Consider the following 13,440-nt stretch of genomic DNA (forward strand, 5'->3'; position numbering starts at 1 on the left):
CGGCGTGCTGACGCCTTCCACAACGGCGGCTGTGGAGTGGATATTCCTTATCCTAGAAGGAGACCATCGATGCGAGGAGCCCCCATGAGCACAGAGTTGAACACGGACATGACGCGGCACCCGCTGGGGACCGCCGCGCACACCGAGGACGGGACGGCCGTGCTGGCCCTGGTCCGCGAATACCCCGCCCCGCCGGCGGTGATCTGGGCGATGCTGACCGATCCGGCCAAGACCGAGCTGTGGTGGGCCCGCACCCGCGGCATGGCCCGCACCGGCTCCTCCTTTGACCTGAAATGGCTCAACGGCAAGGACATGGGCGAGGGCACAGAGCTGGATTGGTGGAATGGCAAGGTGCTGGCCGCAGAGGACGGGCGGCTGCTGGAAATCAGCAACGCCATGCACGGCGTCATCCGCGCCGAGCTGTCCGAGCTGCCCGGCGGCGGCACCCGGTTGGTCTTCACCAACACCATCAACGCCACCGACGACGTCGTGCTGATGAGCCTGGCGGGCTGGCACTGCCATCTGGACCACCTGCAGGAGGCCCTGGACGGCAAGGCCGTGGACTGGCCGCGCTGGTGGGACGACTTCTACCCGGCCTGGGAAAAGATCCACGCCGCCTACCAGCAGGCCCAGGCGTAGGGCAGCCCCAGGGCCGGGGCCGGCCTCAGGCCGGGGCCAGGCCCAGCTCGCGCTTCACGAAGCTGACCAGCAGCTCCCTGGAGGCCTCCACCGAAATCGCCGGATTGCGGGCGTAGCACTGCACCGCCAGGCCATCGACCATGGCGGCCGTTTCGGTCGCGAACCGCTGCGGGTCGCTGCAGGTGAACACCCCATCCTCGACGCCCTTGCGGGTGATCTCGCGCAGGGCGTCGCGCCAGGCACCGTAGTGCTCGGTCATCCAGCGGCCGTAGAGCTCGTCCCGGGTGGCGGCGGCCCAGAAATCAAACCAGATCAACCAGTGCCTGCGGGCGTCCTCGTCCGAGCCAAACAGGCCGCGGAGGAAGTACAGCAGCTCCGCCGCCGGGTCCCCCGTGCCGCGGGCCCCCTCCTGGAGCGGGACGTAGAAGTTGGTGGTCTCGGCCTTGACCACCTCCATCAGCACCTCGTCCAGGCCGCTGAAGTGGTAGGTGATGGTCCCCGGGGAGACCCCGCAGGCGGCGGAGATGTCCCGGATCTGCACACCGAACAGCCCCTTGTCCGCGATGAGGTCGCGGGCCGCACTGATGACCAACTGCCGGCGCACCTCGGTGGGGTGGCGCCGGCGCTCGCCGGCCCGCTTGGCCCGCGGTCGATCCACTTGCTCCTGGGCGGCCCGTGTCATGTCGGTATTGCTCGCTTTCATCGGATTAAGCGGAGGTCCTGGCTATGTTCTTTTCGAAGGTCTTCTCAAAGAATAGTTCGTCGCCTTTGAAGGTCTTGACGGTGTTGTGCAGGACGTAGTGCTCCCTGGTGGCGGTTACCGTGGCGTGCGTTTGGATGCGCACCGCCCAGTCATCGCGTTCCATGGTGACGGTCCATTCCGATTCCGCCTTGGCGCTGAGCGGATCGTTGCCGGAGATGGTGTACCGCTCGGTGGCGTCCTCGCCAAACTTCAGCCCATCAGGGTAGACCCGGTTGCCGCCGTAGTTCGGATCCACAGTCAGCGTCCAGGTCTGGGAGTCCGGCTCGTAGTGGACCTCGCGCTCCGGGCGTGGCGGCAGTGCGGGTCCGGGCTGGATGGCCAGCGGAGCGGACTGCTCGGGTTCCTCGAACTCGATGGTCCGCGCGCCGATCACGGCGGGGTCGAGGTCGTCCAGGTCCAGGGTGCTGTGGGCCGCATCGATGGTGACGCTGCCCGCCTCCCCGTGCGGCCAGATCCACGGCCAGTAGGTGGTGGACAGCGCCAGCCGCAGGCTGTGGCCGGCGGGGACCTGCCAGCCCATGCTGGTGAACTGGATCTCGGCGTCGACGAATTCACCGGGCACCAGCTCGTCCGCACGGTCCATGCCGTTGCGCCGGGCCAGATTGATGGCGCCGCGGGTGATGAGCGTTGAGGATCCGTCCGGCGCCACATCGCAGAGCCGGGCGAAGACGTTGGCCCGTGCCGTGCTGCTGGAGACCCGCAGCTTCAGCCGGGCGTAGCCCAGCAGGTTGATGTCCTGGGCCAGCACCGGCGTCTGGAACACCACGGAGCGGCCGTCCTCGGCGCGCTGGTCCGGCGGCAGATCGGAGAGGTTGCCGAAGGGGAACCAGCGGGCGGCGTCGACGCCGTTGTGCTGTTCGGTGTCCACCACGGCCAGCCCGTCCGCACCGGTGGCGAGGCTGCGCAGGCCGGTGGCCAGGTTGAAGCTGCGGGTTCCGACGGCAGCCGACGGCCAGCCGTCCAGACCCACCCACGTGCCGGCCCGCTCGGGGTAGTGCGTGGCCGGTCGGACCGAATCCTGGTGGTAGGCGCGCAGGGCGGGCTCGTCCATGATGGCCGTGTCCTTGCCCTTGAGCCAGTGGTCCCACCAGCGCAGGGTCTCCTGCAGGAAGCCAATGGTGGGTCCGGGTGTGCGGGCTATGTCCGGGTACTGGTGCGACCACGGCCCCACCAGGCTCTGGACGGGGGACTGGAGGTTTTCCAGCAGCCGGAACACGGTGTTGCGGTACGGATCCGCCCACCCGCCCACGGCCATCACGGCGGCGGTGATCTTGGAGTAGTCCTCGCAGACGGAGCCGTGGCGCCAGTAGTCGTCGCGTTCTTGGTGGTCCAGCCAGATCTCGCTGAACGGCTGCAGGGCCTCAAGCCGTTCCTTCCACAGCGTTTCCCAGTTCCCGCCCACATTCCACGGGGCCGGCGGCCGGCACTGGAAGGCAAGCATGGTGCCGGCCCAGGAGGTCATGTCGATGCCCAGCATGGCGCCGCCGTAGTAGTGGACGTCGTCGGCGTAGCGGTCGTCGGTGGAACAGACGGTGACGATGGCCTTCAGGGCCTCGGGCTGCTCGGCGGCGAGCTGGAGGGCGTTGAAGCCGCCCCAGGAGATGCCGAACATGCCCACGTTCCCGCTGCACCAGGGCTGGGCCGCCAGCCATTCGATGACCTCGACGCCGTCGGCCTGTTCCTGCTGGTGGTACTCGTCCAGCATCACGCCCTCGGAATCGCCGCAGCCGCGCATGTCCACCCGCACCGACGCGTAGCCGTGGCCGGCGTACCAGGGGTGGCGCTGCGCATCCCGCGGCGCGGTCCAGTCGCTGCGCCGGTACGGCAGGTATTCCAGCAGCGCCGGAACCGGGGTGGCCTGGGCATCCTCGGGCAGCCAGATGGTGGCGGCCAGCCGCACGCCGTCGGACATGGGGATGAGGACGTTCTCCAGAACGGTGGTGCGGTGGGGAAACTCGGTGCGGATCTTCACAGGGGGTCCTTAGCTGTGGGCGAGGGTGCTGGGGCTGAGCTCGGAGGCGTCGGCGTGGCACATGATCTGGTGGCCTTCGCTGACGCGGATGGCCGGCGGCGCCTTGGTGCGGCAGACGTCCCGCACCAGCGGGCAGCGGCTGGCGTAGGGGCAGCCGAATTCCGGCGGCGCGGCCGGGATCTCGTCCTTGACGTTGCGGGGCTTGGCGTCGTGGTCGTCGCCGAGCTCGATCACCGAGTCCAGCAGGAGGCGGGTGTAGGGGTGGGACGTTTCGGAGAAGATGGCTTCCACCGTACCCTCCTCCACCACGCGGCCCAGATACAGCACCACCACGCGGTCCGCCACCGCCCGCACCACCGCGAGGTCGTGCGTGATGAACAGGAAGCCGATGCCCTTGTCCCGGCTCATGGTGTCCATCAGGCGCAGGATGGAGGACTGCACCGAGACATCGAGCGCCGAGACGATCTCATCCGCCAGCACCAGGGAGGGGCCGGCCGCGATGGCACGGGCAATGCCCACGCGCTGGCGCTGGCCGCCGGAGAGCTGGCCCGGCAGCCGCTGGGCAAAACCGAGGGGCAGGTCCACCTCCGCCAAGGACTGCGCCACCGTGGTCTTCTTGATGCCGAAGAGCTGCAGCGGACGGGCAATGGCGGCGTGCACCGTCTTGCGCGGGTTCAGCGAGGTGTCGGCGTTCTGGAAGATCAGCTGCACCGCCTGCCGGATCCCCTTGGGGCGCGCGGACACGGTGCGGGCCAGATCCGCTCCGCCGGCGAGGACCATCGTCCCGGCCTCGGTGCGCTGCAGGCCGGCGATGGCGTTGGCGATGGTGGATTTTCCGGAGCCGGATTCACCCACCAATGCCACGATCTCGGAGGCGTTGACGTCGAAGCTGACACCCTGGACGGTGGGGCCCGTGCCCGGAACCGGCCGGCGCCGGTAGTCAATGGAGAGGTCGCGGACCTGCAGCACCGGGGGAGTGCCCGACGGCGCCGTGCGGACGTAGACCTCGCGCTCGCCGGTCGACTGGATCCCGGCGTCGATGGCGGCGGTGTCCATGCTGGGCGGGATGCCGGGGACGTCCACGCGCGGGACGCTGTAGACGAGCCCCTGCGTGTAGGGGTGCTGCGGCTGGGCCAGCACCCGGCGGGTGGCCCCCGATTCCACGATCCGCCCCTCGCGGAGCACGGCGATGTCGGTGCACATCTTGTCGATGACACCCAGATCGTGGCTGACCAGCACCATGGACATGTTCAGGGTCTGCTGCAGATCCGCCAGCACATCCAGGATGGCGGCCTGCGTGACGACGTCGAGCCCGGTGGTCGGCTCGTCGAGGACCAGCAGGGCGGGGTTGGCGGCCACGGCCATGGCGATGCCGATGCGCTGCTGCTGGCCGCCGGAGAACTGGTGCGGGTACTTGCCCAGGGCCTGGGCAGGGTTGGGCAGGCGGACCAGGCGCAGCAGCTCCTCGGCCCGGGCCCGCTTGGCCGCGCGGTCCATGCCCGGGGTGTGCAGGGACTCGGCGATCTGGTCCATAATGCGCATGGTGGGGGTCAGGGCGCTGCCGGCGTTCTGCGGCACCAGGGCGACGTCGTTGCGGCGCAGCTGGCGCAGGGCCGGGGCCGGCAGGGCGAACACGTCCTGCCCCGCCACCTCAACGGTGCCTTTGGAGATGAACGAGCCGCTGCGCAGGGCGCCAAGGAAGGTGCTGGCGAGGGTGGACTTTCCGGAGCCGGATTCGCCCACCAGCCCCAGGGTGCGGCCGCGCTCCAGGCGCAGGGAGATGTCCTTCAGGACGTCCACCTTCAGGCCGCCGGAGGTGTAGGAGACGCTCAGGTTGTTGACACTGACAATGGTTGCATCGCTCATTAGCCCAGCACTTCCTTCATTCGGTCGACACCAAAGCTCTTCGCCAAGCCGTCGGCGGCCAGGTTGAGGCCCACGATCAGCGTTGCCAGGGCAAGGATCGGGGACAGGGTGGCCCACGGGACCACGGCCATCAGATTGCGGTTCTCCGCCACCATGAGCCCCCAGTCCGGCGTCGGCGGATTGGCGCCGAAGCCGAGGAAGGAGAGCGAGCTGATCAGCAGGACCACCCAGGAGGCGCGCATGGCGAATTCAACGAGGATGATGTCCAGGACGTTGGGGAACACCTCGCGGACCAGGATGGAGAACATGCCCTCGCCGCGGGCCTTGGCGGCGGTGATGTAGTCCCTGGGCATCACATCCATGGCTGCGGCGCGGACGATGCGGGTGACGCCGCCGGTGTAGACCACCACCACGGCCAGGATGATGACCCAGGGGCCGGAGCCGAAGACAGTGACGATGACCAGCATCGACAGGATGGCCGGCACCGCCAGGACGGAGTCCAGGAAGCGGGAGATGACGTCGTCCACGATCCCGCCCTTGAAGGCGGCGATCCCGGCGATGGTGGAGCCAAGCACGACGGCGATGGCCGTGGCGCTGAAGCTGATGGCCAGCGCGTACTGGCCGCCAAAGAGGGTGCGGGCCAGGATGTCCCGCCCGAGGGCGTCGGTGCCCAGCAGGTGCACCCCGCCCGGATTCTCCAGCGGGACCAGGCCGTCGTTGGCCGTGGGATTGAACGGCGTCAGGACGGGAGCCAGCAGGGCCAGCGCGATGTGCAGGAACACCAGAGCGAAACCGAAGGTGGCCATCCGCGAACGGAGCACCGAGCGGACCACCCGGCGCAGGGCCCCGGGGGCCGCAGCCACCGGGGCAGGGCTTGCTGTCAATGTGGTCATTTGGCGCTCCTAGGGAACCGCAGCCGGGGATTGAGCAGGTGGGCGGCCAGATCGGCCAGCAGATTGCACAGCACGTACGTCAGGGCGCTGAGCACCGTGATCATCAAGATGGTCGGCAGGTCCCGGGTCTGCACGGAGCGGATCATCAGCGTGCCGATGCCGGGGTAGTTGAAGATGCTCTCGACGACGACGACGCCGCCGATCAGCCAGGCGATGTTCATCGCAATCACGTTCAGCGTGGGCAGCATGGCACTGGGCAGGATGTGCTTGAAGACCAGCCGGGAGGTGGAGTTTCCCTTCAGCCGGGCCGTCAGGACGAAGTCGCTGTCCAGCACGTCAATGACGGAGGTGCGCATCATGCGGATGATGTACGCGCTCAGTGCGCACACCAGCGCCGCAGCCGGCAGCCAGATGGAGGGCAGCAGCTCGGCCAGGCTGGCATCCTGCCCCGCCACCACCACCGCGGGGAAGATCGGGATGTAGATGGAGAAGAGCAGCACCAGCACTGTGGCCACCACGAACTCCGGCACACTCATGCCGACCAGGGCCAGTGTGGAGATGGTGGCATCGGGCCACTTGTCCCGGAACAGCCCGGCCAGCAGGCCCAGCACCACGGAGAGCGTGATGCCCACCAGGATGGTGACGGCGGCCAGCAGCGAGGTGTTCAGCAGCGCCCGCCCCACCTCCGCGCCGACGCTCTTGCCATCCAGCAGCGAGGTGCCAAAGTCGCCGGTGAAGGCGCCGCCGAGCCAGGAGAAGAAGCGGGAAATGGCCGGCTCATCCAGGCCCAGCTGGCTGCGCAGGGTGGCCACGGCTTCGGGGGTCGCGTTCTGCCCCAGGATCTGGGTGGCTGCGTCCCCGGGCAGGGACTGGATGGCCGTGAACACCAGGATCGTGGACAGCAGCACCGTCACGAGGGACCAGCCCACGCGTTTGGCGAAGAGTGAAATCATCGTCCCGCCTCAAATCCAATGTTGATGTAGTCGAACTCGAAACCGTGCTCGTTGTAATTGACCACCCTCTGGCTGATCCCCACCAGGCGGTCGGAGAAGAAGGGGGTGAGGGATCCGCCGTCGTCCACCAGAATCCTCTGGGCATCCTGGTAGAGCGTCTTGCGTTTGGCGTCGTCCACCGTGGCGCGGGCCGTGGCCAGCGTCTGGTCGAAGAGGGGGTTGGAGTAGGCCGTCTCGTTGTAGGAGGAGCCCGTGGAGAAGATCTGGCCCAGCAACTGGTCGATGGGCCGGCCGGTGTACCAGTACGTGGTCATCAGCGGCTTCTGCATCCAGATTTCCGAGTAGTAGGAGTCCGCGGAGGCATTGGTCACCGTGAGGTTGATGTTGGCATCCTTCATGGAGCCCTGCAGCGCCAGCGCCAGCGGGGTCAGCACCGGATCGTACGTGGAGGTGTAGATCGGCACATCGAAGGAATCGAAGCCGGCCTGCTTCAGCAGGGACTTGGACTTCTCCGGGTCGTAGTCCAGCCCATAGTCCAGGTAGTAGGCCTGGCTGGGCGGCACCGGATTGTTGTGTGCCACCGTCCCGTAGCCCTGGACCGCCAGCTTCATCACCAGGGCTGGGTCGTAGGCGTGCGCCATGGCCTGGCGGACCAGCGGATTGCGGAACTGCTCGCTTGTATTGAGCATCGGCACCGGGTACCACTGGGCATTGGACACCGTGGACACCGTGGCGACCCGGGAGGTGGAGACCATCCGGGCGGTGGCGTAGTCCAGGTTGGTCTGGGACACCAGGTCCACCTGGCCGGCCAGCAGGGCGTTCACCCTCGCCTGTGTGTCGGCGATGGAGGAGAACTCGATGGCATCCACCGTGGGCGCCTGGCCGAAGTAGTGCGGATTGCGCACCACGGATCCCGGTCCGGCGGCCCGGAAGGAGCGCAGCATGAACGGACCGGTGCCGACGCCGGTGGCGCCAATGGTGGCCGCCGATCCGGCCGGGATGATGTAGCAGTTGTAGCCCGTGAGCAGGCTGGCAAACTCGGCATTGGGCGAGGACAGCGCGAAGACCACCGTGTCCGCCGTGGGGGTGCTGATGGATTCCGGCCCCACGAACGGGGACAGCACGCCGGCCTGCGGGGACTTGGTGGCCGGGTCCAGGATGTGCGCGATGCTGTAGGCCACGTCGGCCGAGGTCAGCGGCATGCCGTTGTGCCAGCCCACGTCACTGCGCAGGGTGAAGGTCCAGGTCAGAGCGTCCGGGGTCTGCTCCCACGACGACGCCAGGTCCGGCAGGATCTCGCCCGCCGGGGACAGCTTCACCAGGCGGTTGTAGAGGGCGCCGAGGTACTCGTAGGCGGACAGCGAGCTGGCCGGATCGAGCGTTTCGGCCTTGGATGCCGGCGGCCGCGCAATCCGCAGTGTGCCACCCGGGGCGGCCGCGCCCTGCCGCGGCGGGCCCATGGCTCCGGGGTTGGGCTGCAGTGCGCAGCCACCGAGCAGAGCGGGTCCCAGTACGGCGGCGGCAGTGCCCAACAGAAGGTTCCTTCTGGACAGCACCCTCCCGGGCAGGGCTTGCATTGATCCACCCATGATGAGCGTCCACATCCTTCGAGTATTTTGCTTCACCGAACGATCTAATTGTTGTAGTGTACGAATAACTTCTTGTGGACATCAATAGGTGCCCAGAACATTTCTTGGCCGGCTACCGCTGACGGTCCAATCGAAAGGTGGCGCCCGTGTGGCGATGGCTTCGCCGGCCCGATGTCCTCATGGTTCTGGCCTCTGCGCCGACCTATGTGACAACCCGGGAAGCGCTCAAGGTGTTGGACCCGCAGACGCTGACCCCGCTGCGGTTTCTGGGCTCCGCCGCCGTGCTGGGAATCTTCCTGCTGCTCCGCCGCCAGCGCCTTCAACTGCGCTGGCGCGACGCCCCGAGGATGGGCCTGGCCGCCCTGCTGGGCTACGCGGGCTATGGGCTGCTGCTGAACATGGGCCAGGAAACGGTGCCCGCCGGGACCACCAGCCTGCTGCTGAACCTGTCCCCGGTCTTTGCCTTTGTCCTGGGCTATGTGGTGCTGCGCGAGCGGACCACCGGGATGGGCTACCTGGGGATGGGGGTCGCCGTCGTCGGCGTCGCGGTCATCACCCTCGGTGACGGCATCGGCGGTGTGGGCGGGTTCAACGCCAGCGCCCTGTACATTGTGGCCGCCGCCCTGCTGCTGGCCGTCTTCCTGATCGTGCAGCAGCCGCTGTTCAAGCGGCTGGGCGCCGCGGAGGTGGCCTTCTGGGGCAGCCTGGTGGGCGGGCTCGCGACCCTGCCGACGGCGAATCCCCTGGCGGGTGCCGCCGGCGCCGGTGACCTGGCCGGCGCCGGGCCGGCGTTCTGGGCCGCGCTGGTGGTCCTCATCGTGGTCAGCACCGCGTTGGCGTACGGTTTCTGGAATGTGTCGCTCGCCGGCACCAGCGTGGCGGCCGGCGGATCGCTGCTCTACGTTGTCCCGGTCTTCTCGCTCCTGCTGGGCTGGCTGCTGCTGGCCGAAGTACCCAGCGCCGCCGCCATGGTGGGCGGAGCCATCGCCCTCACCGGAGTGGTCCTGCTCAACCGGGCCGCCAAGACCTACATCCCCACCGTTGAATTGGAGGCCGCCCGATGACCAGCTCCCCGCAGGTGGTTGAAGACATCATCCCCGTCGGCCTGCCGCCGGGTGCCGCTGCGGAGCTGGCGCACATCGCCGGGGAAGCGGGTGCCCAGGTGGGTGCCCGTCTGGTGACGGTGTCGCTGTGGCGCGCCGGATCCCGGGACCTGGTGCGCGTACATTCCTCCCGGCCGGAGGTCTACGCCGTCGGCGGCATTTCCCGCGTGCTGGGTGCCGAGTGGCTCCAGCGCTGCGTGGAGGACCAGGAGTCCTATCTGGCGGAGGATGAAGCAGCCGTGAATTCGGATGCCTTCGAGCACCACGATGTGCTGGCCGCCCTCCAGCTGTCCGCAGCCGTCAACGCCGTCGTCGTGGACAACGGCAGCTTTCTGGGCTGCCTGAACCTGCTGGACGGGGCCGGACGCTATACGGCGCAGAGCGTGGCCCTGGCGGAGTCCTACGCGGCCCAGTTGGCCGCCGTCCTGCGGAGGATTCCCCACCCCCGCGGGTGAACAAACGTGAACACCTCCCGCCCCACATAGCGAGACAAATTTCCGCCCCCGCGGCAGCCTCGGTAGGATCCCTACTGGTACGCCCGCGCCCGCGGCCGGACCACCACCGCTATGTATCCAGCGCTGCATACGAGCACCAGAATCACCTGACCGTAAGGACTTCTGAATGAGCTCCACTGTGCCCACGCCCGCCGCCAGCCTGACGGCGGAGGCGAGTGCCGCCGTCGAACTGGCCGCCTCCCTGGATGCCGAGCTGCGCCGCGACGTGCGCCGCGTCAGCACCCTGCTGGGCGAGTCGCTGGTGCGCCAGCACGGCCCCGAACTGCTGGACATGGTGGAGCAGGTCCGCCTGCTGACCAAGGAATCCAAGGAAGCCGCCCGCGGCGAGACCGGCACCGGACCCTGGACCGCGCACGACGTCGCCGAGCAGGTCCGCGAACTGCTCGCCTCCCTGCCGCTGGAGCAGGCCACCGACCTGGTGCGCGCCTTTGCCTTCTACTTCCATCTGGCCAACGCCGCCGAGCAGGTCAACCGCGTCCGTGGGCTGCGCACGCGCCAGGAGAAGGACGGCTGGCTGGCCAAGGCCGTCTCCGACATTGCCGAGCAGGCCGGCCCGCAGGTGCTCCAGGACGTCGTCAACGAGCTCGACGTGCGCCCCATCTTCACCGCCCACCCCACCGAGGCCTCGCGCCGCTCCGTGCTGGACAAGATCCGCAAGCTCTCCGACATCCTGGCCACCTCGACGGAGGAGGGCACCTCCGCCCGCCGCCGCCAGGACCGCGCGCTCGCGGAGATCATCGACCAGATGTGGCAGACCGACGAGCTCCGCCAGGTCCGGCCCACGCCGATGGATGAGGCCCGCAACGCCATCTACTACCTGAACACCATCCTCACCGATGCCATGCCGGAGATGCTGACCGACTTCTCCGAGCTGCTGGGCGAGCACGGCGTCACGCTGCCCGCCGACGCCGCACCCCTGCGCTTTGGCTCCTGGATCGGTGGCGACCGCGACGGCAACCCGAACGTGACCTCCGAGGTCACCCGCGAGGTGCTGGTGCTGCAGAACCAGAACGCCGTGAAGATCAGCATTGCGCTGGTGGACGAGCTGATCTCCACGCTCTCCAACTCCTCCGCCCTGGCCGGCGCCGACGCCGAGCTGCTGGACTCCATCGAGGTGGATCTGAAGAACCTCCCCGGCATCGACAAGCGCGTCCTGGAGCTCAACGCCCAGGAACCGTACCGGCTCAAGCTGACCTGCATCAAGGCCAAGCTGCTCAACACCCGCAAGCGCGTGGCCGCGGACAGCTACCACGAGGACGGCCGCGACTACGAGAGCACTGCCGAGCTCATCGCGGACTTCGAAATGCTGGAGCGTTCGCTGCGCAACAACTCCGCGGCCCTGGTGGCCGACGGCGCGCTGGCCTCCGTGCGCCGCGCGATCTCCTCCTACGGCCTGCACCTGGCCACCCTGGACATCCGCGAGCATGCCGACCACCACCACGACGCCGTCGGCCAGCTCATCGACCGCATCGGCGAGCTGGCCGTCCCGTACGCAGACCTCACCCGCGACGAGCGCCTGCGCGTGCTCAGCGGCGAGCTGGCCTCCCGCCGGCCGCTCTCCGGCCACCCGATCACGCTCGACGGCGCCGCCAACGGCACCTACGACGTCTTCCGCGTCATCCGCCGGGCCCTGCGCACCTACGGCCCCGACGTCGTCGAGACCTACATCGTCTCCATGACACGCGGCGCCGACGACGTGCTGGCGCCGGCCGTGCTGGCCCGCGAGGCCGGGCTGGTGTCCCTGCAGGGGGAGAACCGCTACGCCAAGATCGGCTTCGCCCCGCTGCTGGAGACCGTCGACGAGCTGCGTGCCTCCGCCGAGATCGTGGACCAGCTGCTCTCCGATCCCACCTACCGCGAGCTGGTGCGCCTGCGCGGCGACGTACAGGAAATCATGCTCGGCTACTCGGACTCCAACAAGGAATCCGGCGTGCTGACCTCCCAGTGGGAGATCCACAAGACCCAGCGCAAGCTCCGCGATGTGGCGGCCAAGCACGGCGTCAGCGTGCGCCTGTTCCACGGCCGCGGCGGATCCGTGGGCCGCGGTGGTGGACCCACCTACGACGCCATCCTGGCCCAGCCGAACGGCGTGCTCGAGGGTGCCATCAAGTTCACCGAGCAGGGCGAGGTCATCTCCGACAAGTACTCCCTGCCTGAGCTGGCCCGCGAAAACCTCGAGCTCTCGCTGGCCGCCGTCATGCAGGGTTCGGCCCTGCACCGCACCCCGCGCAACTCCGTCAGCGAGCTGGAGACGTACGGGGAGGTCATGGAGGTCATCTCCGACGCCGCCTTCGCCCAGTACCGCGCCCTGATCGACCACGCGGACCTGCCGGCCTACTTCCTGGCCTCCACCCCGGTGGAGCAGCTGGGCAGCCTGAACATCGGCTCCCGCCCCTCCAAGCGCCCGGACTCCGGCGCCGGCCTGGGCGGCCTGCGCGCCATCCCGTGGGTGTTCGGCTGGACCCAGTCCCGCCAGATTGTGCCCGGCTGGTTCGGCGTTGGCTCCGGCCTGAAGGCCGCCCGCGAGGCCGGCCGCACGGAGGAGCTGGTGGCGATGCTGTCCAAGTGGAACTTCTTCCGCTCGGTCCTGTCCAATGTCGAGATGACGCTGGCCAAAACGGACATGGACATCGCCGCACACTACGTGGCCACCCTGGTGCCCGCCGAACTGCGCCACTTGTTCGCCGTCATCCGCGCCGAGTACGAGCTCACCGTGGCCGAGGTGCAGCTGCTCACCGGCGAGGACGAGCTGCTGGACAACCAGCCCACGCTCAAGCGCGCGCTCTCGGTCCGCGACCAGTACCTGGACCCGATCTCCTACCTGCAGGTGGAGCTGCTGCGCCGCGTCCGCGAAGCGGACGCCGGCATTGCCAACTCCGAGGTGGATGAGCGCCTGCAGCGCGCCATGCTGATCACCATCAACGGTGTGGCCGCCGGCCTGCGCAACACCGGATAAATTTCCACTGCAGAAGGCCCGTGGTGCAGATGCACCACGGGCCTTCTTGCGTTCTTGGCGGGCCCAAGTCTCGCTGAGCCCGACCACTGAATCCGGTGATTGAGCGGAGCTTGCGTAGCCGAAATCCGGTGCGCCGGAAGCGTCCCTACGTCCGGCCGTCGGGTGCGGGAGGTGTCTGCTCCGCTCGACCG

At 68.4% G+C, this 13,440-nt stretch carries 10 protein-coding genes; 4 read left to right on the plus strand and 6 right to left on the minus strand.

Annotation, left to right across the window (positions count from 1 at the left end):
- The first annotated feature begins 84 nt into the window (after window positions 1-84).
- Window positions 85-639 (plus strand): SRPBCC domain-containing protein, encoded by a 555-nt coding sequence (locus K254_RS25055; protein ID WP_051389419.1) that lies wholly within the window; start codon window positions 85-87, stop codon window positions 637-639.
- A gap of 25 nt (window positions 640-664) precedes the next feature.
- On the opposite strand, the gene K254_RS0119575 is transcribed toward K254_RS25055, so the two are convergent.
- From K254_RS0119575 to K254_RS0119600, 6 genes are read right to left on the minus strand one after another with little or no spacing between them, the layout of a single operon-like run.
- Window positions 665-1,297, minus strand: a complete 633-nt coding sequence (locus K254_RS0119575; RefSeq protein ID WP_026556773.1) for a TetR/AcrR family transcriptional regulator — start codon at window positions 1,295-1,297, stop codon at window positions 665-667.
- A 49-nt stretch (window positions 1,298-1,346) separates the two neighbouring features.
- On the minus strand, window positions 1,347-3,374 hold the full coding sequence (locus tag K254_RS0119580) for a CocE/NonD family hydrolase (RefSeq protein ID WP_026556774.1): 2,028 nt from the start codon (window positions 3,372-3,374) through the stop codon (window positions 1,347-1,349).
- 9 nt (window positions 3,375-3,383) lie between these two features.
- On the minus strand, window positions 3,384-5,240 hold the full coding sequence (locus K254_RS24335; protein ID WP_051389421.1) for a dipeptide ABC transporter ATP-binding protein: 1,857 nt from the start codon (window positions 5,238-5,240) through the stop codon (window positions 3,384-3,386).
- Entirely contained in the window at window positions 5,240-6,133 is an 894-nt protein-coding gene (locus K254_RS0119590; protein ID WP_026556775.1) for an ABC transporter permease, read from the minus strand. Before K254_RS0119590 ends, K254_RS24335 begins: the two co-directional genes overlap by 1 nt.
- A complete protein-coding gene (locus tag K254_RS0119595) occupies window positions 6,130-7,086 on the minus strand; it encodes an ABC transporter permease (protein ID WP_026556776.1) in 957 nt (318 codons plus the stop codon). The genes K254_RS0119590 and K254_RS0119595 overlap by 4 nt, the downstream gene beginning before the upstream one ends.
- Entirely contained in the window at window positions 7,083-8,618 is a 1,536-nt protein-coding gene (locus tag K254_RS0119600) for an ABC transporter substrate-binding protein (protein ID WP_231391920.1), read from the minus strand. The genes K254_RS0119595 and K254_RS0119600 overlap by 4 nt, the downstream gene beginning before the upstream one ends.
- 203 nt (window positions 8,619-8,821) lie before the next feature.
- Between K254_RS0119600 and K254_RS0119605 the strand changes: the two genes are divergently transcribed.
- The 3 genes from K254_RS0119605 (at window position 8,822) to ppc (ending at window position 13,249) form a co-directional block, all read left to right on the plus strand.
- Window positions 8,822-9,739, plus strand: a complete 918-nt coding sequence (locus K254_RS0119605) for a DMT family transporter (protein ID WP_155848635.1) — start codon at window positions 8,822-8,824, stop codon at window positions 9,737-9,739.
- The gene (locus tag K254_RS24340) at window positions 9,736-10,233 is read left to right on the plus strand and encodes a GAF domain-containing protein (protein WP_051389422.1); all 498 of its coding nucleotides are present in this window, start codon (window positions 9,736-9,738) and stop codon (window positions 10,231-10,233) included. Before K254_RS0119605 ends, K254_RS24340 begins: the two co-directional genes overlap by 4 nt.
- Before the next feature lie 166 nt (window positions 10,234-10,399).
- Window positions 10,400-13,249, plus strand: a complete 2,850-nt coding sequence (gene ppc / locus K254_RS0119615) for a phosphoenolpyruvate carboxylase (RefSeq protein WP_081710269.1) — start codon at window positions 10,400-10,402, stop codon at window positions 13,247-13,249.
- The last annotated feature ends 191 nt before the right edge of the window (window positions 13,250-13,440 follow it).

The organism is Arthrobacter sp. 35W, from assembly GCF_000482545.1.
In the GTDB taxonomy this organism is placed as follows: Bacteria; Actinomycetota; Actinomycetes; order Actinomycetales; family Micrococcaceae; genus Specibacter.